Origin of the sequence: Halalkalibacter sp. AB-rgal2, assembly GCF_041821005.1 — a bacterium.
In the GTDB taxonomy this organism is placed as follows: domain Bacteria; phylum Bacillota; class Bacilli; order Bacillales; family Bacillaceae_D; genus Halalkalibacter.
In genome coordinates, this window is the sequence record NZ_JBGUAV010000036.1 from 1 (window position 1) to 21,894 (window position 21,894).

Sequence of the window (21,894 nt, forward strand, 5' to 3'; positions counted from 1 at the left end):
ACAAGCAAACCAACAACCACAATCAGTTCTTCAACTTCTTGGATAATCGATTATTGGTTGAAAAAGACTCTGTATTTTTACAGGGTCTTTTTTATATGCAATGAATGGTCCAGTAATTGACAGGAAGTCCTTTTCTTTAAGGCTAAACTTCTAAGTCTAAATGACGATATAATAAGTAGAAGAGTGTAGAAAGTTGAGGGTTATTTTATGATATTGAAGATTTATGACGAAACGTATCAATATAATAATGAAATATCGGTATTAGAGGATGTTTTCAAGAAAATTAATGACATGATTGAGCAATCAGATGAATTTTTTAGTCATTTAGAAGTAGATCAAGCTGAGGTTTATGAGAATCATGATGCTTATTTAGTGGAACATATTGCTTCAGTGAAAGAAATTACAGTCGTTATGAGAACAAAGAAAGAAATTTTAATCGAAACGATTCAAACGACAGAAGTCTATCTCACGGGCGCATTACCAGAAGTTGAAGCGTTATCTGAAGCGTTTTATCAAAACCCAACAGAGCAAACATGGGATACATTCGGACAATTAGTCGAAGGAATGAATTGGCTCATTCAATTAGTTCAATCTATTAAGCAAATTGACTTGGAAGTACCGTATATGGAGCAATATGTCGAATCATTAACGACGATGGAATCAGAGCTCCCTACTTTATTAGAGGCTGTAGAAAACAAAGATGCGATTTTGATTGCGGATATTATAAATTATGAGGTTCTCCCTGCTTGGCAACAATTGAAATCGACGGCAACGAAGACGATTGATGAGATAGGTACTCGTCCTGAAGCTAACTAGAAAGAAGTGTTCTATATGTATAAAGGAAAGAAGATATTAATTATTGGTGGTACGGGGACAATTGGTCATCATTTACTGCAAGAGTTATTAACGTATAACCCTGATGTCATAAGGATCTTTAGTCGGGATGAGTATAAGCAATTTGAAATGCAACAGCAGTTTCAAGAGTATCGGAACATTCGCTATCTGATCGGTGATATTCGTGATGAGAAAAGGGTTTCAAGAGCGATGGAGGATATTGATTACGTGTTTCATCTAGCAGCGATGAAGCATGTTCCAGCTTGTGAATATAACCCGTTTGAAGCTGTAAAAACAAATGTATTGGGCACGCAAAATGTCATACAAGCAGCATTAGAAAATGGAGTCAAGCGTGTTCTATTTACAAGTACGGATAAAGCGATTGCTCCATCTAATACATATGGAGCAACAAAGCTCACTGCTGAACGGTTAATTTCAGCCGCTCAATATCAAAAAGGACCGAAAGAAACGATTTTCTCATCTGTTCGTTTTGGCAATGTGATGGGCTCAAGAGGGTCGGTTATTCCGCTATTTAAAAAGCAAATTGTCGAAAAGGGACGAATTACGATTACAGATGGTTCGATGATTCGTTATATGATGACTCCTTCGCAAGCGATCCAGTTAATTTTAAAAGCGAATGCAATTGCTCAAGGTGGAGAAGTATTCGTATTAAAAATGCCTATTATTAAGTTACATCATCTAGCTGAAGTGATGATTGAAGAGATAACAAAGACATGCAGAATCAATAACAATGTGGAAATAAAAGAGATAGGCTTACGACCTGGTGAGAAGCGATATGAAGAGCTGATGACAGAGGATGAATCGAGAATTGCAACGGAAATTGAAGAAATGTACATTCTTCCACCACCATATGGATCAAAAAATAATTCTTATCAAGGTGAGCGAAACACCAATCATTATCAGCTTCCAAGCGATTCGGACGCTATCCCGAAAGAAACGGTTAGAAAGTGGCTTATAGAGGAGCAATTGATATAAAACTGCAATACTGATGAAGTGTACGGGAGGTTTAACATGTTAGTAGATAATATTCAATACTTACGAAAGCATTATCGTTACATCCGAGAATTAATACAAAAGTATGAACCTCAACTCAAAAAAGAACCAATGGAATCGATCCAATCTCGTAAAGGCTATCCTACCCTACAAATAACAACAAATGAACGTCAAACGTTCCTCCATAGTAAATATGATCCATTAAATGAAGCGAATAAGTGGATCGAGCAATATGCTGACCAAGTTGATCAATACGAGCATGTTTTATTTTATGGAATTGGGTTTGGTTATCATATAGAAGAATTTATGAAACGATGGCCAAATAAAACCTTCTCTTTATATGAACCGAGCCCAGCTGTTTTCTACCACTTTATGAATCAGCGGAAGCTAACAGAGTTACCTATTCAACAAATGAGGCATTTATTTATTGAATGGACACAAGAAAGTGGTAGTCAATTTGTTCAGCAGTTTGCAAGAGAAATCAGTAAAAAGGTCCTTTTAATCCCTATTCCGAGTTATGAACGGATATTTCCGTCCCAATACGAGCAATTCTTAACAAATTATAGAGACTATGTACAGCTGAAAAGCTATTCACGAAATGCGGATTATTTCTTTGGGAAAAGATGGACGGTAAACAGCCTTATGAACGTACCTACTACGTTAAACACGCCTAATATCTTTGAAAAAAAGGATGTGTTTAAAGGAAAGCCGGTTCTCATTGTTTCAGCTGGCCCTTCATTACAGGATGAGTATGAAAACTTGCGCTATATTAAAGAAAAGAAACTAGCGTATATAATCGCGGTAGGTTCTGCCAATAAAGCATTAATCGCTCAAGACATTATGCCAGATGCTGTTTGTACGTATGATCCACAGCCACATAACTTTACTGTTTTTAAACCGATGTATGAAAAGAACATTTCATCTGTACCGATGATCTATGGTACGACAGTTGGGTTTGAAACGTTAGATTATTATCGAGGCCCTAAGCTACACTTTGTGACAACACAAGATGCGGTAACTCCTGCCATTACTAGAGATGAATCGATCCCGAAAATCGATGATGCTTTTTCTATTGCGATCGTAACATTACAGCTAATGGCTACATTAGAGGCGGGCTCAATTATTTTAGTAGGGCAAAATTTTGCTTTTAGAGAGAACCTTTATTATTCCAATGATATTAATCGAGGGAATGAATCAGCTGAGCTTCAGGAAAAGGATATAAAAGAAAGTCTGTACGTTGAAGATGTGCATGGTGGTCAAGTGAAAACGAACTCAGCCTTTAACCAAATGAGACTTTCAATCGAGTCATATATAAAACGATATGCAAATGTGAATGTTACGAATACGACGAAAGATGGTGCAAAGATTGAAGGTGCACCTTTCATTCCTCTTGAACAAGTCATAACAGAAGAGTTAACAGCGGCAGTAGTGAAGGAAGAGTGGTATGTAGATGAGAATAATGACCGATATCTAACAATGAAAGACTCCATTCAAAGCATGTATCAATCAATTATCCAATTTATGAAGGATTGTTCCAACGTATTTGCTGCTTTGGAGAACATAGAGCATAGCTTAAATCAAAAGAACCGTGCAAAGATTGAGCTAGGGTTTGTGGAATACGACAAAGCCTTTAAGCAATTTGTGTCTAATCAGTACGGGAAAGTGATTATCCAACCTGCTACACGAGATGTTTATAAAACTTTTGTAGACAGGCTACAGGAAATAAAGCATATCCCAGATGTCTTTAGCAAAGCTAGCTCCTTACTAAAGGAATCAAGTTTGTACATGAATGCGTGTCGACTGATGTTTAATGAATTGACTCCATTTGTTAAGAAACAGTTAAGTGAAGGTCAAAATGAAACGATAAATTATCCAAGTAATTGTGGAGTATTCCGTTATTCCAGTCGTTGGGAAAGAGATTATTTAACGATCATTGATGTCAAAAATGGCAAAAAGGCAACTCAGCTCCCAATCGAGCAAACAGCGAAAACAGGAGAAACGATAAAATTTAACTTTAAAGGAACATCTCTTAAAGTAAAGGCATGTACAAGAGAGGATTATGCAGCAAGTATCCTTATCAAAATTGATGGTATAGAGCAAACTTTTTCAACTAGAAATCAAAATATCAAACAAAGCTATGTGTGTGAACATGGTGAGGTTGTATTTACTTGTGAGGAATTAGAGGATCACATGCATCAAGTAGAGATTGAGCTACTCGAGAATAAGCCTTTTGTTTTTACAGGAGTGGAAGTTGGAGAGGGCAGAGTCTTCCATATCGATGAAGTAACGGATGTTGAGTCACTAGAAGTAGGAAAACGAATTAGGTGCCATTATAAAGCTACTTATAATAAGGTTGGGGAGTTTTCTAACCTAGGAAAAGCGGTAGGAGCATTTATTCCACCAGAATCGGCAGCTTATCCAGATGGTGATTTTTATTTTATTATGGTCGATGTTGAAGAGGGGAAGAAGAAGCTGATTGCGGATCGGAATGTGCAGCATAGTATTTCGTGGGATTCATTAGAATATTTTGGAGTCCCTAAAGGGAAAAAGTTGAATTTAGATCGTGAAGAAGCATTTATAAGGTTACTTTTAGGGGGAAGTGCTTTTAAAGATCATAACAGCAACAAAAGCTTTGAAAATCAGCAATTAGGAGCATGGCCGCATACGAATGAATGGGATCAATTTGTAAACACAGAAGATTTTATTATAGAAGGTGTTGCAAGTTGGTGTAAAGATATGGCCGAAATAGGAATGAAAAACACATGGTATATTGGTAATGAATTTACTACAACGATCATTACAGAAGAAAAAAGACAAAATGGAAGAATCCTTAGAGGGAACTTTGATCACAAGTATTTATTATCATTGAATCGAAAGTTAATAAGAGAAAGTGAAGGTTTCAGACCTTTGATTCTAATATAAGGGGAATAAATAAAAGGGAGTTGAGTCCAACTGAAAGGTGTAATACTTGCTGGGGGAAAGGGAACTAGACTGTATCCTTTAACGAAAGTGACAAACAAACATTTATTACCAGTCGGTCAAGAACCAATGATATACAATCCAATTAAGCAGCTTATTTCAGCAGGAATAAATGATATTTTAGTGGTTACAAGTACAGAACATATGGGACATGTAGTTAACCTGCTAGGAAGTGGTAATCAATTTAAATGTGAATTTACTTATAAAGTTCAAGAAGAAGCGGCTGGAATTGCAGATGCCCTACTATTAGCAGAAGGTTTTGCAAACGGAGAGAAGATTGTAGTGATTTTAGGAGACAACATTTGTGACACTTCAATCAAAAGAAATGTACAAGCTTTTGAAAAGCAAGATAGGGGAGCGAGGGTATTACTAAAAAAAGTAGGTGATCCTGAGCGATATGGGGTAGCTGCTATTGATGAAAGGAAAGTTATTCAAATTGAAGAAAAGCCAATGGCTCCTAAGTCTGATTATGCAGTAATTGGTTACTATATGTATGATGATAGCGTGTTTGATTATATAAAAAAAATCGAACCATCGGGTAGAAATGAATTAGAAATTACTTCTGTTAACAATATATATATCCAGGACAATCAGTTGGAATACGATATTCTAGAGGGGAACTGGACAGATGCAGGGACTATTGAATCATTGCAATATGCTAATGAGATCATGTATCGAACAAGTAATAAAATACTAGATTTTTAAGGTGAAGGATAATGGATTTAAAGGAGAAGTAGGATGCTTTATTTTATAACAGGCGGTGCTGGTTTCATTGGAGCAAATTTCATTCACTATATGTTTAATAAATATAAAGATAAAATAACTATAGTGAATATTGATAATCTAACTTATGCAGGTGATGAAGAAAATTTAAAAAATATAGACTCTGTTTCTAAAGAAGGTCAGTACTTTTTTGAAAAAGTTGACATTTGTAATAATGAAGAAATAGAGCGCTTATTTCATAAATATAGACCTGATTACGTTCTTAACTTTGCGGCTGAGTCTCATGTCGATCGAAGTATTAAAACACCGCAAAAATTTTTGAAAACAAATATTTTAGGTACACAAGTTTTATTAGATGCTTCATTAAAGTACGGTGTTAAAAGGTATCATCAAGTTTCTACCGATGAGGTCTATGGATCCTTAACGGATGTAAGTGACTTCTTTACTGAAACCACCTTATTGGATCCTAGCTCCCCCTATTCAGCTTCAAAAGCATCAGCTGATTTAATATGTCAGGCGTACTATAGAACGTATCAGCTGCCTATTACAATTAGTAGATGCTCCAATAATTATGGACCATACCAACATCAAGAAAAGCTGATACCTATGATCATTCATAAAATTATAGAAAGAAAAAGAATACCTATATATGGTGATGGTTTAAATGTTAGAGATTGGTTATATGTAGAAGATCATTGCTCTGCATTAGATATCATTTTACATCATGGGGAAGATAACCAAGTTTATAATATTGGTGCTAATAATGAAAAAACAAATATTGAGGTTACCTTGAGCCTAATCAATCAAGTAAGAGACATTCTATCTATTAATCGTAGTGATTTTATTGATGTTAATGGGGATTTAATAGAATTTGTCGAAGATCGGAAAGGTCATGATAGAAGGTATGCGATAGATAGTACTAAATTAAAAAATTCATTCAATTGGAGCGCTACTATTGACTTTAATGAAGGAATCAAGCGTACTGTTGAATGGTATTTAAAAAGGCTTCATTTAATATAGCGATAAGGAGATAACAAATGGCTGAAAGGTTGATAGAAAACAAACCTATCCCTGTAACAGAACCATCTTTTCCACCTTTAGAGGAGTACGTCGAGTACTTGAAGGAAATTTGGGAAAGCAAACAACTAACTAATAATGGTTCAATGGTGCAGAGACTCGAAGCAGAACTGAGAAAGTACTTAGGTGTAAAGCATTGTTATTTTGTGACTAATGGTACTATGGCATTGCAGTTAAGTATGAAAGCACTAAATCTAACTGGTGAGATTATTACTACACCATTTTCATTTGTTGCTACTACATCGGCTATAGTCTGGGAACAGTGTACTCCAGTATTTGTAGATATAGATCCAAAAACTTTAAATATAAATCCCGATTTAATAGAAGAAATGATCACAGAAAAAACAGAGGCTATTTTAATTACTCATGTTTTTGGAAATCCTTGTGATGTTGATCGGATTGAAGAAATTTCCAAGCGTCACAAATTAAAGGTGATTTATGATGGTGCTCATGCTTTTGGAGTAGAGTATAAAGGACAACCCTTGCTATCGTTTGGTGATATTTCTACTGTGAGTTTTCATGCTACTAAGCTATTTGGTACAGTTGAGGGCGGCGCAGTCATTACAAACAACGATGAAATAGCACACAAAATCGAATACATGAGAAACTTTGGAATGAGTAATGGAGAATTATGGGGATTAGGGATTAATGCAAAGAACTCTGAATTGCATGCTGCGTTTGGGTTGTGTATGTTACCGAAAGTGAATGAACTTATTTCTAGCAGAAAAGTAGTTAGCCAAACGTATGATAAACTATTTTTCACTAGTAGTCTAGGTATTACAAAGCCTTCATTAGTGATGAAGACTAGATATAATTATGCATATTATCCAATCCTCTTATCAAATGAGAAAATATTGTTAAAAGTTATGAACAACCTTCAAACAGAGGGTTTTTTTCCTAAAAGATATTTTTATCCGTCATTAAATACATTGTCATATGTAACTTATCGATCAAAGGCCATTTCTGAAGAAATTTCAAAGAAGACACTGTGCCTTCCTTTATATAGTAACTTAACAATTGAAAATGCAGAGGAAATTGTGAATAACATTATTGAAAGTATATAATTTATGCTTCTAATTTGTGGAGGGTTAGGTGTGGATAAGAAAATAAAAATTTTAGTAACGAGTATTGGCAGTTTAGTTGGTCAAAATATTCAGGAATCTCTTGAATTTAATGCTTCAAATAGAAGAGATAAGGTAAATTTAATTGGAACAAATAGTATTGCGGAAAGCCCTAATAATTATAAATGTGATTATTGTTATTTAGTCCCTAATACAAGTACTAATGAGTATGAATTGATAATAAAAAAAATAATCCGTGAAGTTGAGCCTGACCTAATTTTAAGTGGTAGGGATGAGGATACGGAAGCTATATACAGAATAATGGAATCAAATCCAGACCTAAAAGGGAAAGTACCTTATGGTAATTTAGATACACTATTATTTGCACTTGATAAAATGAAAACATGGGAATTTTCTAAAAAGTACAAGCTTCCCTTTGCGGAATCAATTGAAGTAAAGAAAAATAGTGACAAAAAAAGCTATTTGGATTTTATTAAGAAAGTTGGTTTTCCTTTGATAGCAAAACCGGTAAGAGGTTATGCTTCAAAGGGTGTATTCTTTATTAGGAACAATGAGGATATCAACTTTGTTTTAGAATTGGATGGATACATGTTACAAGAGTATCTGGGAGATCCAGAATTACTTGAAACTTATTTTAGGTTAATGGAAGGTCCAATTCCTTTGTTCTCTCATGCACCCAATGTTATTCACTATTCATGTCATACAATACTAGCACCAAATGGTGAAATTGCTCCCGTATTCATTTCAAAAAATGAGCATGATGCAGGAAGGACTCTAGGATTTACAAAAGTTGAAAATAAAGATTTGGAAAAATTGACATTAGATTATGCTAATGCATTATTTAAAGAAGGTGGAGCAGGCCCTGTAACTGTGCAATTTAGAAAAGATAGAAATGGAAAGTGGAAGGCTCAGGAAATGAATATGAGAACTAACGGTAATACATTTCCACGATTAATGTTAGGTCAAGATGATATTGGATTAATTATTAAATATTTTGTCAGCGACTTTGATTTCCCGATTCTAAAAAATAAAGATGAAAATAATTATCTAGTCAGTAAAAGTCTGCTGAGTAACTTTATAAATAGTAATGAAATAGAAACATTAAGAACAACAAAAAAATGGACAAAAGCAAGTGAGGAGATCGAATGAATTCATCTGATAAAATAGCTCAACTTGTCTGTAATACTCAATATGATGATTTGCCAGAGGAAATTATCTTGAAAGTCAAAAGAGCAATCATTGATACTATAGGAGTTACATTAGTAGGAGCGCAAGATCCAATTGGACACAAAATGAGGACATTTGTAAAGGGTGAATCTCTAACCCCAGACTCTAGTGTTATTGGGGGAGGATTTAAGACTAGCTTATCAGCGGCAACTCTTGCAAATGGGACAATGGCACATATTTTAGATTATGATGATTCAGGGGCAAACACTCAAGGACATCCAAGTGCACCGATTTTACCAGTATTATTAAGCTTAGCTGAACGCTATCATATTGGTGGAAAAAAAATAATAGAGTCATACGTTGTTGGTGTTGAACTTTTTTCGTGTTTATCTAAAGCAATGCCGATGTTACATATGAGAGGTTGGCATCCGACAAAGGTGTTAGGTACTTTAGCTGCCACGGTTTCAGCGGCAAAAATCTTAGATTTAGATTATTCACAAGTTAAAATGGCAGTAGGTATTGCTGGATCTCAAGCATCAGGGTTAACTATGAATTTTGGAACAATGACCAAAGCATTACACGTAGGAAACGCTGCTCAAAGTGCAATTACTTCGGTGTTGCTAGCTAAAGATGGTTTTACTTCATCAGACAATATATTTAAGAATGATGGGGGGTTCTTAGAAGTATATTCGAATCGAGAAGAGGATGATTTAATAAGAAGTTTAGAGTTATGGGGTAAGCCATATTCAATCATTCAACCTGGAATTAGTGTGAAAAGATATCCATCTTGTGCATTAACGCATAGAGCAATAGATGGTGTAATTGATATGAAAAATAGTCATGAATTCACTTACCAAGATATTGAAGAATTAGAATGTCGAACCTCTCCTAGAGCATTACATGTATTGAAATATAAGAAGCCTCAAACTATTTTGGAAGCAAAGTTTAGTATGCAGTATGTATTATCTGCAGCTGTAATATTTGGTAAAGTAGGCTTGAGCGAATTCACTGAGGAGAAGCTTAACAACTCTGAAGTTATCAGATTAATGGAGAAGGTGAAAGTTAGAGTTCATAATGATTGGGAAGAAGGAGACAACCTTAGGGAAGATGAGGTTGTTATTACTTTATATTCTGGTCAAACAATTAAGAGAAAAATTAAATTTGCTAAAGGGTCGGCACTTTCACCTATGAGTCTAGAAGATCTAATTGATAAATATGTTGACTGCGCTAGTTGTTATCTAAATACAGACGAAATAAATAGTTCATTAGAGCTATTACTTGATTTTGAAAAATTAGATAGTATCAATAGGTTGATGTCGATTATTTCAAAAACAGCGTAAGCGCTCAGTTAAAGGAGTGACAATATGAAAAAATTGAATTCAACAGGCCCAACTATACATGAAACTGCTAAAGTTAGATTTAGTCAAATTGGAAAATGGACTGAAATCGATGAACGGGTTCGAGTTACGGAAAGCAATATAGGAGATTACTCATACGTGTTACATGATTCAGAAATGATATACACTACCGTTGGGAAGTTTTGTGCGATTGCCCCTTTCACGAGAATAAATGCTGGAAATCATCCAATTTCAAGGCCTGCTCTTGCCAATTTTACTTACAGGTCTTCTCAGTATGACCTTGGTGAAAATGATCAAAATTTTTTTCAGTCGAGAAGAGAGCAAAAAGTTACAATTGGTCATGATGTTTGGATAGGACAAGCAGCTTTAATTATGCCTGGTGTGTCTATTGGTACGGGTGCAGTAGTTGGAGGGGGGGCTGTAGTAACAAAAGACGTTGCGCCCTACACTATTGTTGCTGGAGTCGAGGCAAAACCGATACGAAGAAGGTTTAGCCGTGAAATTGAAAATGCATTATTAAGGATTGCCTGGTGGGATTGGGATCATAGTAAGATTAAAGACTCTATGGCTGACTTTCGAAATCTGTCAATAGAAGAGTTTTGCGGAAAATATGATCCAAAAGAATATTGAAGGAGGTTTAATGTTGTTGTGGGGAGTTCTCATTGTAACAAGCCTATCATCAGTGTTTGTTGTATGACTTATAATCATGAGAGCTTTATCTCTGATGCGATTGAAAGTTTTTTGATGCAAAAAACTGATTTTGATTTTGAGATAATAATACATGATGATGCATCAACAGATAAAACAAAAGAAATAGTTGAATATTATGAAAAAAAATACCCAAATATCATTAAGCCCATTTATCAAAATGAAAACCAATACTCTAAAGGTATTAGAAGAGTGACTGCACAATTTTTAATCCCCAAAGCAAAAGGAAAATATATAGCTTTATGTGAAGGGGATGACTATTGGACCGATCCATATAAGTTGCAGAAGCAGTTTGATTATATGGAAGCGAATCCTACATGCTCTCTATGTACTCATGCAACAAAGGTTATAACGTTTAATAAAATGATGAATGAAGAAGAAGACATTCGAAAACCATCAGATAATAATATAGTTAGGTCTAATGATGAAATAATTATGCAGGGGGCTGAAATAAACCATACATCATCATTTTTTTTCCAAAAAAGAATATTTAATGACCTCCCAAATTGGTACTTTTATTCTACAGGTGATGATGCTTTAAGGCTATTATGTATATCTCATGGATATGTTAGTTATTTAGATGGAATCATGTCCGTTTATCGGAAAGGCATAGTAGGTTCTTGGTCTAACCGTGTAAGGAATCATAAATGGAATCGTATTAAGCTATATGAAAATAAATTAAAATTGCTTGATGAATTTAACAAAAGCACATTGAAACTACATGATGGAATTATAACTAAAAAAAAGCAAAAAGTATTATATACGTTGGAGTTCTATAAAAAGATAGCAAATGATGGGGAAATATGGGCAAGGGCGATTATTAATTACATGCATAAACAAAAAGATAAAGCAATTAAAGTTGCTATTTTTGGAGTGGCGGATACTGCTAAAGAAATAAAGAAACATCTTAATGATCATAATGTTGGCGTATCGCTGTTTTTAGATAATTATCATTATGGACAGACTGTGGAAAACGTACATATCGTTCATCCAGAAAGCTTAGTCGAAAATAAAAACGGTATTAATTTAGTAATTATTACTGTTTGGGGAAAACAATATGTAGAAATAAAAAAACAATTACTAGATTATAATCCAGCTTTAAATGTACTAACTATGAATGATATTAGCGAATATTAGATTAAGGTAACTTAGTTTATCAATACTTCAAAAAAGGTGAGTAGATGAATAATAGTAAAGCCATTGACTTTTTTGCTTGGAAACATCATTACTTTGAACATTTATTTCCTATATGGGAGTCACTTCCTCCAAAATATAAAGGAAATTTTTATGTGAGTACTCACATACATGAATTGAACCGATTTTCTATACCTACAATTGATGATCATTTTAAGATATCTAGTAATCTACAGCACATAATTCATGAGTTATCTAAACAGAAAAATCGACTTCTTGTTATTCCGAGTATTTATGGTGATTTTATTGATACAATTAATAGACCTATTGCTTTAGTTAGTCATGGCGCTGGTCAAACCTATAAAGAAAAAGAGTATACGTTAGTTCCATTTCGAAAAAATGTTATTCTTGACATCCTTCCAAACGATCATATTGGACAAGTTTTTAAGGAAAGGTATCCTAATACTACAATAGAAGTTGTTGGTTGTCCTAAGTTAGATGAATGGTATAGAAATTTTGAACCTCCTCAAAATCCAAGGCCGGTAATATCTCTATCGTTTCACTATGATCGTAATTTTGTACCCGAAACGAGAACGTCGTTCCCGCATTTTAAAGAGTCTTTAAAATGCTTAGCAGAAGAAGCTGAAAAGAAAAATTGGTGTGTATTAGGCCATGGGCACCCTCTAATGATTGAAACATTAATTCCGTACTATGAAGAATACGGATTTGAAGTTGTTAAAGATTTTAATGAAGTCATGAATAGAGCTGATTTATATATATGTGATCATATGTCTACATTATATGAATTTGCAAGTACGGGAAGGCCTGTAGTGGTGTTAAATGCTCCATGGTATAGACGAAGAGTTGAGCACGGTTTACGATTCTGGGAGTTTGCTAATGTTGGTATAAACTGTGATGAACCTAATCAATTCATTTCCTCTATTGAAAAGGCTTTGGAAGATCCATTAGAGCAGAAAGAATTACGAAAAAAGGCTGTTCAAGGAGTATATAAGTATACTGATGGCAGGGCATCAGTAAGGGCAAGCAAGGCATTGGTGAAATTTGTCGAAGCAAATAAAGTTCACTTACCATCAAGAAGACAGACTCAGGTAAAAGGTTATTCCGGAATTAATACCCTTTTGAAAAAGCAAATAGATACAAGCAATAGCAAAATTATCATATATGGTGCTGGGGATCATACAACAAGGTTATTAAATAAATTGGAAAGCATTAATGTTATTGCCGTTGTTGACAAGGATCCTAGCAAGGTCGGAACGTACATTGATCAAATTCCTGTGCATTCTAAAAATATGATCAATCAATTAGGAGCAGATGTTATTTTAATTTCATCCCAAGCTTACGAAGAAGTGATCTATGAGGATTTAATCAAAGAATTTAAGGATTTGAAAATTTACCCTTTATATAAAAGTAATCAATCCTTTGAAAAAGAGATTTTCCTAGAAATATACTCATGATAGAAAAGGGGATAAGAGATGAATATATCTGCAATTGTTCCTGCTTACAATGCAGAAAAATATTTAAGGTTTGCATTAAATAGCTTAATAAATCAAAGCTATCCACTCGCAGAAATTATTATTATAGATGATTGTAGTCAAGACGATACTCTTAAGATAGCTAAAGAGTTTCAATCAAGGTTCAATGGATTGAAGATTATTCATCAAATAGAGAATAAAGGGGTTTCTTCAGCGCGAAACATTGGCATAAAAAGGGCTACAGGAGATTGGATATTATTTTTAGACGCAGATGATATAGTCGACAAAAACTTGTTAAAGAAGCAAGTAGACATTCTTTTAAGTCAATCAAAAAGTAATGTGGATAAATGGGTAGCGGTTTATCCTTCTTATGAGCAAATTGATAAAGAGGGTCAATCATTAGGGGACCTTATAAAAGGGAAACAAGTCCCTGCGAAGGAGTCATTTGGGTACTTTCTATTAAGAAACCAGATAATAACTCCTTCTGGACTATTAGTAAAAAAAGATGTGGTACTCGATTTAGGAGGGTTTGATGAATCTTTAGCTTTAAATGAAGATTGGGATTTATGGTTACGAATGTCCAAGCATTATGGCTTTTTATATGTAGAGGATGCAATAGCTAAAGTAAGAAGACATGAAAATAATACAACAAATGAAATAAGAAATGCTGTACACGGAGAAAATTCAATTTTAAACAGATTTAAGTTAGAAGAGATTAGGAATGCAATATTTAAACGGAACCTACCTTATAATCTTAATAAACTTGAATATACTTCTATGCTTTATCGTTTAGGCCATTGGGTTGACGGATATAACGAGATACAAAATATAAACGATAACGATTATGTTGCTGACCTGCTCTTCTTGAAAGCACTTTACAAAATAAAGAAAAAAGAATATGTTCGTGCTAAATACGATTTAGAATTAGTAGTAGCTAAGAACAGCAGTAATGGTGCGGCATTAAATAATTTAGGAGTTTTACAAGCTATTTTAGGTGATGTAAAAAGTGCAAAAAGGAATTTTGAAAAGGCGCTTGAATTATTTCCTGGATACTTAGATGCATCATATAATTTTGAGTTGATTAATAAAAATCAAAATAAGCATAATCTTGAATTTAAGATTACCTGGAGAACGTTAAGGAATTCATTATTAAGGTATAGCAAATAATACTATTAGGTTATTCCCCAATGCTTTCATTTGGGGAATTTTGTATGTTTGTTAATTATATCATATGCTAAAATAAATCAATAATAAAGCCGATATTACTAATAGTGATTAAAAGAGGGGTTATATAACATGAACACACAAAAACTACGCACTATCTTCGCAGAAAGCCTAAATATAGATGAATCACTTGTTACAGATGATTTAACTTATAATAGCATACCTGAATGGGATTCGATTGCTCATATGGCACTTGTGGCAGAAATCGATGATCAATTTGACATCATGCTTGATACGGATGATGTCATTGATATGAGTTCATTTGCTGAGGCGAAAAGAATATTAACGAAGTATGAGGTTGGATTTTAATGTTATTAAAAGAGAAAGTAGCATTTATTACTGGTGCATCTAAAGGCATAGGTCGAGCCATCGCTTTAGTATTTGCTGAACATGGTGCTAACGTCATTATAAATGGACGTGATGAAGAAGCATTACGTTATTTAGATCGGGAAATTCAAGATAAGTATAGGTGCTCCAGCTTAGTTCTTCCGTATGATGTAACAGATCAAAATGAGATTAAGTCTGCTTTTCGAATGATCAAAAAAGAATACGGAAAGCTCGACGTGCTTGTTAACAATGCAGGTGTTCTATCCGATGGATTAATAGGAATGATTCAACCGAGCCAAGTAAATCAGGTGATGGATGTGAACGTGAATGCGGCTCTCTATCATATGCAATATGCATCTAGACTAATGATGAGACAAAAGAGCGGATCGATTGTTAATATTAGCTCCATTATGGGAGTAGTAGGGGAAACTGGACAGGTCGTTTACGCTGCAAGTAAAGCCGCCGTTGTGGGAGCAACTAAGTCTGCTGCTAAGGAGTTAGCCTCAGCTAACATAAGAGTTAATGCTGTTGCGCCAGGTTTTATTGATACGGATATGACTCGTTCATTGGATGAGGAGAATTATAATAAGCGTCTATCAGCTATTAAAATGAAGCGAGCTGGTCATCCAGAAGAAGTGGCGACTGGAGTATTGTATTTAGCTTCAGATATGTCTAGTTATGTAACTGGTCAAGTATTGGGCATTGATGGGGGAATGATTGTTTAATGAAAGGGATGAACGTATGAAATTCTGGGAATTACAGCCAAAGGAACATATTGCCATCATTGAACAGAATGGACACACTCATACGTACGGTGATTTACAAAATAAAATTGGTCATTTTATAAATGAGATCGCATCGAATGATAAGAGACTTGGATTGATCCTGTGCCAAAATAGGTTACAGGATATCGTTGCTTATCTAGGTGCATTGCAAAGTGGAGATGCGGTCATGTTGCTAGATGAGAAGGCTCATAAGCCCTTAATAGACACAATCGTTACTACGTATAAACCAGACTGGATACATGCCGATCTTCAAAGTATTCATGCTGACTATGAACAAATAAAACACAATTTGTTCATTCGAAAAGAAAGTGAGAGCCTATCGATTTATCCAGAGCTTGCGGTTTTACTAAGTACGTCAGGTACTACAGGAAGTGTGAAATTTGTTCGTTTATCCTATTCTAATTTAGAAGCGAATGCAGCATCTATTGCCACATATTTGCAATTGGATCAAACAGAGCGCCCGCTATTAAGCTTACCTATGCAATATTCTTATGGGCTTTCAGTTATTAATAGTCATTTGAAGGCTGGAGCTACGTTACTTATCAATAATGAAAGTGTGATCTCTAAAGAGTTTTGGCAGAGATTCAATGAATGTGGAGCTACTTCATTTGCAGGTGTTCCATATACATATCAAATGTTACACCGACTTCGTTTTAATCAAATAGAGCTCCCTACATTACGCTCCTTTACTCAAGCTGGTGGGCGACTCTCGGCTAAACTAATTAATTATTTTCAGGAAAGCGCAAAACAAAAAGATGCTCGTTTCTATGTGATGTATGGACAAACCGAAGCGACTGCGAGAATGAGCTATATGCCACCAGAGTACCTTCAGAACCATATAGGTTCTATAGGAATAGCAATACCAGATGGGGAATTTTCGATTGATAAGGGCTCGAAGGAACTCATTTATAAAGGGCCGAATGTGATGTTAGGTTATGCCTTTTCTCGAATGGATTTAGAAAAGGGAGATGAATGTAATGGAGTGCTTTTTACAGGTGATTTAGCTGAAGTTAACAATGAAGGGCTCTATTCGATTATTGGAAGGAAGAACCGGTTTGTAAAGCTTTTTGGTTTGCGAATTAGTTTAGATGATGTAGAAAAGATGATAGAAAAGCAATTTCAACTTGTAGTTGCCTGCACAGGGACAGATGAACGGATGATCATAGCCATTGAAGAAGACCAATACCTGGATAAGGTGAAACGATTTGTTGGGGACGTCTACAGTATTCATCATTCTTCTTATAGCATCATCGTCGTTGAAGCAATTCCTCGCCTCACAAATGGAAAGATTGACTATACACAATTAATGGGGTGATCATATGGGTACTCATAAAGAGCCTTTTATGTTGAGGGCTAATGTAAAGCAAGGAGTATTATTAAAAGAATTAAATAAACGAACTCAGGATCATTTGCAACAATGTCTGCCCTATCGCAATATGATTCACCATATGTCAGTGTTTCCATGTGATCATCTGAATGAGCTCCCTTTTTTACCTGTTCAAGTATTTAAAATGCTTGACTTATATTCTGTTCCGAAAGAAAGCATTGTGAAGACTTTAACTTCAAGTGGGACAACAGGCCAACAGGTATCAAAGATTTTTTTAGATAAAGATACATCTGTTAAGCAGACAAGAGCGTTAGCTTCGATTATGACATCATTATTAGGAAAGAAACGCGTACCGATGATTATTATAGATAGTAAGAGTGTAATTAAGAACCGTCAAGCCTTTAGTGCGAGAGGAGCAGGAATTGTAGGTTTCTCAAACTTTGGAAGAAAGCACTTCTATTTATTAGATGAAGAAATGAATATTGATTGGGACGGTTTAGAAGCATTTTTAAGAGAGCATAAAGATGAGCAAATCTTTCTATTTGGATTTACTTTTATCGTTTGGCAATATTTTTTACAAGCTTGTCAGAAGTATAATCGGTCTATTGATTTATCAAAAGGTGTTCTTGTTCATGGTGGTGGCTGGAAAAAGCTTAAGGAAGAGGCTGTTTCTAATGAACAGTTTAAAGAAGCATTGTTTAACCAATTTGGGTTAAAGCGAGTTCATAATTACTATGGAATGGTTGAACAAGTGGGTTCCATTTTTATTGAATGTGAGTATGGTCATTTTCACACTCCAGATTTTGCTGATATTATTGTTCGTGATTCACTTACGTATGAAGCTCTACCAGTTGGTAAACAAGGGCTTTTACAAGTAGTGAGTACATTGCCAAAAAGCTATCCAGGACATAGTCTTTTAACAGAGGATGTTGGAGTTCTGCTCGGAGAAGATACATGCTCGTGTGGTAGGTTAGGAAAATTTTTTCAAATAGAAGGGCGTTTACCGAAAGCGGAGGTTAGAGGTTGTAGTGATACGGTTGCATACGACCAGAAGGGAGCGAGAGGATGAACGTTTTATTTCCAAAAGAATTAAAAATAGATTGGAAAGAACATATCCAAGAAATGTCCTCTATCCCTGTATTAAAGCCTTTTTCTCCAGTTGTGTTAGATTTCTTACAGGATTTATCTCGCGTTTTAATGAAAGATGCTGTGATGAGACAATATCCTGAAATGGTTGCTTTAGGGTATTGGTTGAGGAAAGCACGAATTTATGAGATGAAGAAAGATTTCCACAAACAAAATGAAAACAAAGTGATAAAAGCACGAGGTACTGTCTTGCATTTTGCTCCGTCTAATGTGGACACTATTTTTATTTACTCTTGGGTGATATCTTTATTAGCGGGGAACACAAATATAATAAGAGTTTCAAGAAGAGAAAATGTACAGCTTGAACGATTGGTCGACCTATTAGTTCATTTGCTAGATCAAGAAGAGTATGAAGCCATTAAGAATCGAACATGTATATGTCGATATGAGCATGATATGGATGTAACTGCATTCTTATCTCAGTATTGCCATTGTCGAGTCATTTGGGGAGGGGATGATACAGTTCGTACGATTCGCTCGATTCCTCTAGCCCCTCTTGCAACAGAGCTTGTCTTTGCAAATAGGTTTTCAAGTGCGGTTCTTTCGGCAGAATCTGTTTTACACCATTCAGAAGAGCAGCTAGGGAAGTTGGCACATAAATTTTATAACGATGCATTTTGGTTTGATCAGTTAGCTTGTTCATCACCTAGGTTAGTTGCCTGGGTAGGTAAGGAGCAAGATATTCAAGAGGCAAAAGATCGTTTTTGGAAAGCTTTGCTACATGAAATCGATATGCAAGAGTATGCTATTTCTCCAGCTGCTAAAATGCTGCGTACTTCAACAGCGTATGTCTATGCTGCAACGAATGCGATAGAGAAACTTGAAACTCCTCTATCAAGTGAAATTATGCGTCTACATACTAGTGATTTATCCGCTACGATTAGAAGTCAGCACTGTGGTATGGGGATGTTTATAGAAACAGACCTTGCTCATTTGGATGAATTGCTATCGTACATCAGAGATGAAGATCAAACGATTACTCATCACGGGTTTGAAAAGATAGAACTTATACAGATGGTTGAGAAAGCAAGTGGTAGAGGGATTGATCGTCTTGTCCCTGTTGGACAAGCCCTACAATTTAATCATGTTTGGGATGGTTATAATATGTTTATGTACTTCACAAGAGAAATTGATATTTCAATTTAGATAGGAGCGATTTTGTGGAGTTTCTAACGATAAAAGAAGAAGACTTAGAAATGATTCTACGCTGGCGAAAAAGTGAATTTGTTACACGTTTTATGTTTACTGATATCGAAGGAACTATGAAGCAACAAGAAGAGTGGTACCAAAACCTGCAAAAGGATAGAAATAGTATGTATTGGATTGTTGCTTCGAAAGGCAAGAAGCTAGGTCTTGTATCGCTTAATGATATACATTGGTCGCATAAACATGCGAGCTGGGCATTTTATATAGGTGAACCTAAGTATAGTATGATAGCAGGGATGATCGGCCCTCACTTATACAATTACGCTTTTTATGAATTAGGGCTTTTAAAGCTAACAGGTGAGGTTATGGAAGGAAATGATGCTGTTCGAAAGATGCACAAATCTCATGGTTGTAGAGAGGTCGGTTGCTTGAAGAAGCATATATATAAATATGGTACGTTTCATGATGTATATATTTATGAAATGCTAGCAGCTGATTGGGAGAAGAAGCAAGAAAAGTTAAAAAAACTATTTCCTAAAGTAGAGCAAACTACACCTAACTAATTGGAGAGGGATCCGAAATGAAAACCATCATCATCATCCAAGCTCGCATGGGCTCAAGCCGATTGCCTGGGAAAATATTAAAACCTTTAGGAGAGCATGCTGTATTAGAGTATGTTGTTAACCGCTGCAAACAGGTCAATGCCGATAAAGTCATTGTCGCAACCTCTACTCTTCCACAGGATGATCAGATTGAGCTGTGGTGTAAGCATCAGCAAATTGATTGCTTTCGTGGTTCGGAGCAAGATGTTCTTTCGCGTTATATGGAGTGTGCCAAATCGTATGAACCGGATTATGTGATGCGAGTCACTTCTGATTGCCCGTTTGTTGATTATGAAATGGCAAATGAGATGATTGAGCAGATGAAGCTAGAGCCGGCTGATTATGTGAAATTAAATGGTGAGTTGCCACGAGGGTTAGCAGTGGAGCTGTTTGCTTGGCCAGCTCTACAATATATTGATCAACACGGCACTGCTGAACGACATAGAGAGCATGTGACTTATTATGGGTATGAATATGCTGAACAATTTAATGTGACGACTTATGAAGCGCCTTTAGATAGATGTAAACCTAAGCTGCGTATAACATTGGACACGGAAGAAGATTATCAGCTTTGTCAGAGTGTAGCAGAGCATTTTAATGGAGATATGCTTGTTTCAGCAAAAGAAGTCGTACGTTATTTAGAAGAGCACCCCGATGTAGCCAAGTTAAATGCTCATATCGAACAGAAACCAGTTGTTTAGAAGGAAGTGGAAGGCAAATGAACGTATGTATACGAGTGGATAGTTCTGAACAAATAGGAACAGGTCATGTATTTCGTTGCCTTACTTTAGCGAAGCAACTGTGTGATCAAGGCTCTCATGTGACATTTGCGCAAAGGATACAGAATGGAGATATGCTTTCTTTTTTACGGAAGCAGCAATATGAGGTAATTGAGCTTGCTGATGTACAGGATTGGGATGAAGAGAAGGATGCCAATCATTTCTTACAACAGATTGATAGAGATTTCGATTGGGTCATAGTCGATCACTATCAGCTGTCTTATGTTTGGGAGAAGAGGGTTGGTGATGGTTTACAAGCTCGAATTGCTGTCATTGATGATTTAGCTAATCGAAAGCACGATTGTGAACTTTTATTAGATCAAAATTATTTTAGTCAATATGAAGTTCGTTATAAGAATCTCGTTCCAGATCACTGTAAGCTGTTTTTAGGTCCTGCTTATCTTATATTACGTGATGAATTTAAGCATGGGAGACATAATGCCTTGGGCGAGAAGCGGATATTGGTCTTCTTCGGTGGAAGTGATCCAACAAATGAGACAGAAAAGGTTCTTCTTGCGTTAGATCAGAGTGAGGTAGATGGCTGGGAAGTAGATGTTGTCGTTGGAACGGCTAACCCAAACCGTGACAAGATTCAAAGAGAAGCAGATCGTCTAGGGTATCATTATCATTGTCAAATTGACTATTTAGCTGATTTAATGAGTCGGGCGACGTTTTCGTTTGGTGCTGGTGGAGTTACGATGTGGGAGCGATGCTATGTTGGTATTCCATCCTATGTGACAATCGTAGCAGAAAATCAAAGGCAATCAACAATGGATGCAGATGCCTTTGGAGCTGTTAAGTTAATTGGTTGGCATGATGACGTAGGAGTCGAGGAGTATGTTCATGCACTACGTGAGGCTTTTAACCATGAAGAAGGTTTAAAGGACATACGGCAGAAAGGCTGGGACTTACTAAAAAGCTCGAGAGAAAGTGATATCCACCCTGTTGTCCTCGAAATGATGAAGTGGAAATCGAATGAGAGGTGTTAA

Annotated in this window: 20 protein-coding genes; all 20 read left to right on the forward strand. The window is 35.6% G+C overall.

All coding sequences use genetic code 11. The features are described from left to right. Positions 1–207 precede the first annotated feature (207 nt). The 20 genes from ACERJO_RS19475 (at position 208) to pseG (ending at position 21,894) form a co-directional block, all read left to right on the forward strand. Entirely contained in the window at positions 208–816 is a 609-nt protein-coding gene (locus ACERJO_RS19475; RefSeq protein WP_373648591.1) for a DUF8042 domain-containing protein, read from the forward strand. A gap of 15 nt (positions 817–831) precedes the next feature. After that, on the forward strand, positions 832–1,830 hold the full coding sequence (locus ACERJO_RS19480; protein WP_373648592.1) for an SDR family NAD(P)-dependent oxidoreductase: 999 nt from the start codon (positions 832–834) through the stop codon (positions 1,828–1,830). Between the two features lie 36 nt (positions 1,831–1,866). Beyond that, on the forward strand, positions 1,867–4,770 hold the full coding sequence (locus tag ACERJO_RS19485) for a motility associated factor glycosyltransferase family protein (protein ID WP_373648593.1): 2,904 nt from the start codon (positions 1,867–1,869) through the stop codon (positions 4,768–4,770). Positions 4,771–4,800: 30 nt separating this feature from the next. Then, positions 4,801–5,532 carry a sugar phosphate nucleotidyltransferase gene (locus ACERJO_RS19490; protein WP_247106653.1) on the forward strand — a complete coding sequence of 244 codons (732 nt, stop codon included), beginning with the start codon at positions 4,801–4,803 and terminating at the stop codon, positions 5,530–5,532. Positions 5,533–5,565: 33 nt separating this feature from the next. Then, positions 5,566–6,570, forward strand: a complete 1,005-nt coding sequence (gene rfbB / locus ACERJO_RS19495) for a dTDP-glucose 4,6-dehydratase (protein WP_247106491.1) — start codon at positions 5,566–5,568, stop codon at positions 6,568–6,570. Positions 6,571–6,587: 17 nt separating this feature from the next. Continuing rightward, positions 6,588–7,691: a DegT/DnrJ/EryC1/StrS family aminotransferase gene (locus tag ACERJO_RS19500; protein WP_373648594.1), complete on the forward strand. Its 1,104-nt coding sequence runs from the start codon at positions 6,588–6,590 to the stop codon at positions 7,689–7,691. A gap of 30 nt (positions 7,692–7,721) precedes the next feature. Further along, positions 7,722–8,858, forward strand: a complete 1,137-nt coding sequence (locus ACERJO_RS19505; RefSeq protein WP_247106494.1) for an ATP-grasp domain-containing protein — start codon at positions 7,722–7,724, stop codon at positions 8,856–8,858. Next, positions 8,855–10,216: an MmgE/PrpD family protein gene (locus ACERJO_RS19510; protein WP_247106496.1), complete on the forward strand. Its 1,362-nt coding sequence runs from the start codon at positions 8,855–8,857 to the stop codon at positions 10,214–10,216. The genes ACERJO_RS19505 and ACERJO_RS19510 overlap by 4 nt, the downstream gene beginning before the upstream one ends. 24 nt (positions 10,217–10,240) lie before the next feature. Further along, positions 10,241–10,864, forward strand: coding sequence for a DapH/DapD/GlmU-related protein (locus tag ACERJO_RS19515; RefSeq protein ID WP_247106497.1), 624 nt, complete (start codon positions 10,241–10,243; stop codon positions 10,862–10,864). 18 nt (positions 10,865–10,882) lie between these two features. Continuing rightward, on the forward strand, positions 10,883–12,079 hold the full coding sequence (locus tag ACERJO_RS19520) for a glycosyltransferase family 2 protein (RefSeq protein WP_373648595.1): 1,197 nt from the start codon (positions 10,883–10,885) through the stop codon (positions 12,077–12,079). Positions 12,080–12,123: 44 nt separating this feature from the next. Then, positions 12,124–13,551 carry a CDP-glycerol glycerophosphotransferase family protein gene (locus tag ACERJO_RS19525; RefSeq protein ID WP_373648596.1) on the forward strand — a complete coding sequence of 476 codons (1,428 nt, stop codon included), beginning with the start codon at positions 12,124–12,126 and terminating at the stop codon, positions 13,549–13,551. Between the two features lie 18 nt (positions 13,552–13,569). Continuing rightward, positions 13,570–14,736, forward strand: coding sequence for a glycosyltransferase (locus ACERJO_RS19530; RefSeq protein ID WP_373648597.1), 1,167 nt, complete (start codon positions 13,570–13,572; stop codon positions 14,734–14,736). A gap of 129 nt (positions 14,737–14,865) precedes the next feature. Further along, positions 14,866–15,102, forward strand: a complete 237-nt coding sequence (locus ACERJO_RS19535) for an acyl carrier protein (protein WP_373648598.1) — start codon at positions 14,866–14,868, stop codon at positions 15,100–15,102. Beyond that, the gene (locus tag ACERJO_RS19540) at positions 15,102–15,845 is read left to right on the forward strand and encodes an SDR family NAD(P)-dependent oxidoreductase (protein ID WP_373648599.1); all 744 of its coding nucleotides are present in this window, start codon (positions 15,102–15,104) and stop codon (positions 15,843–15,845) included. The genes ACERJO_RS19535 and ACERJO_RS19540 overlap by 1 nt, the downstream gene beginning before the upstream one ends. A gap of 16 nt (positions 15,846–15,861) precedes the next feature. Beyond that, complete coding sequence (locus ACERJO_RS19545) at positions 15,862–17,220, forward strand: AMP-binding protein (protein WP_373648600.1); 1,359 nt, start codon at positions 15,862–15,864, stop codon at positions 17,218–17,220. Positions 17,221–17,224: 4 nt separating this feature from the next. Continuing rightward, positions 17,225–18,301, forward strand: coding sequence for a LuxE/PaaK family acyltransferase (locus ACERJO_RS19550; RefSeq protein ID WP_373648601.1), 1,077 nt, complete (start codon positions 17,225–17,227; stop codon positions 18,299–18,301). Continuing rightward, positions 18,298–19,524, forward strand: coding sequence for an acyl-CoA reductase (locus ACERJO_RS19555; protein WP_247106513.1), 1,227 nt, complete (start codon positions 18,298–18,300; stop codon positions 19,522–19,524). The genes ACERJO_RS19550 and ACERJO_RS19555 overlap by 4 nt, the downstream gene beginning before the upstream one ends. A gap of 14 nt (positions 19,525–19,538) precedes the next feature. Then, positions 19,539–20,087, forward strand: a complete 549-nt coding sequence (pseH, locus tag ACERJO_RS19560; protein ID WP_247106515.1) for a UDP-4-amino-4,6-dideoxy-N-acetyl-beta-L-altrosamine N-acetyltransferase — start codon at positions 19,539–19,541, stop codon at positions 20,085–20,087. 17 nt (positions 20,088–20,104) lie between these two features. Further along, on the forward strand, positions 20,105–20,827 hold the full coding sequence (locus ACERJO_RS19565) for a cytidylyltransferase domain-containing protein (protein ID WP_373648602.1): 723 nt from the start codon (positions 20,105–20,107) through the stop codon (positions 20,825–20,827). A 17-nt stretch (positions 20,828–20,844) separates the two neighbouring features. Continuing rightward, complete coding sequence (pseG, locus tag ACERJO_RS19570; protein WP_373648603.1) at positions 20,845–21,894, forward strand: UDP-2,4-diacetamido-2,4,6-trideoxy-beta-L-altropyranose hydrolase; 1,050 nt, start codon at positions 20,845–20,847, stop codon at positions 21,892–21,894.

Excerpts from the sequence above, each read along its gene's own strand:
- ACERJO_RS19550 (WP_373648601.1), top strand. The coding sequence starts at position 17,225 with ATGGGTACTCATAAAGAGCCTTTTATGTTGAGGGCTAATGTAAAGCAA.
- ACERJO_RS19540 (WP_373648599.1), top strand. The coding sequence starts at position 15,102 with ATGTTATTAAAAGAGAAAGTAGCATTTATTACTGGTGCATCTAAAGGC.
- pseG (WP_373648603.1), top strand. The coding sequence starts at position 20,845 with ATGAACGTATGTATACGAGTGGATAGTTCTGAACAAATAGGAACAGGT.
- ACERJO_RS19500 (WP_373648594.1), top strand. The coding sequence starts at position 6,588 with ATGGCTGAAAGGTTGATAGAAAACAAACCTATCCCTGTAACAGAACCA.
- ACERJO_RS19545 (WP_373648600.1), top strand. The coding sequence starts at position 15,862 with ATGAAATTCTGGGAATTACAGCCAAAGGAACATATTGCCATCATTGAA.
- ACERJO_RS19515 (WP_247106497.1), top strand. The coding sequence starts at position 10,241 with ATGAAAAAATTGAATTCAACAGGCCCAACTATACATGAAACTGCTAAA.
- ACERJO_RS19555 (WP_247106513.1), top strand. The coding sequence starts at position 18,298 with ATGAACGTTTTATTTCCAAAAGAATTAAAAATAGATTGGAAAGAACAT.
- ACERJO_RS19525 (WP_373648596.1), top strand. The coding sequence starts at position 12,124 with ATGAATAATAGTAAAGCCATTGACTTTTTTGCTTGGAAACATCATTAC.
- ACERJO_RS19535 (WP_373648598.1), top strand. The coding sequence starts at position 14,866 with ATGAACACACAAAAACTACGCACTATCTTCGCAGAAAGCCTAAATATA.
- ACERJO_RS19530 (WP_373648597.1), top strand. The coding sequence starts at position 13,570 with ATGAATATATCTGCAATTGTTCCTGCTTACAATGCAGAAAAATATTTA.
- ACERJO_RS19565 (WP_373648602.1), top strand. The coding sequence starts at position 20,105 with ATGAAAACCATCATCATCATCCAAGCTCGCATGGGCTCAAGCCGATTG.
- ACERJO_RS19510 (WP_247106496.1), top strand. The coding sequence starts at position 8,855 with ATGAATTCATCTGATAAAATAGCTCAACTTGTCTGTAATACTCAATAT.
- ACERJO_RS19485 (WP_373648593.1), top strand. The coding sequence starts at position 1,867 with ATGTTAGTAGATAATATTCAATACTTACGAAAGCATTATCGTTACATC.
- ACERJO_RS19475 (WP_373648591.1), top strand. The coding sequence starts at position 208 with ATGATATTGAAGATTTATGACGAAACGTATCAATATAATAATGAAATA.
- rfbB (WP_247106491.1), top strand. The coding sequence starts at position 5,566 with ATGCTTTATTTTATAACAGGCGGTGCTGGTTTCATTGGAGCAAATTTC.
- ACERJO_RS19480 (WP_373648592.1), top strand. The coding sequence starts at position 832 with ATGTATAAAGGAAAGAAGATATTAATTATTGGTGGTACGGGGACAATT.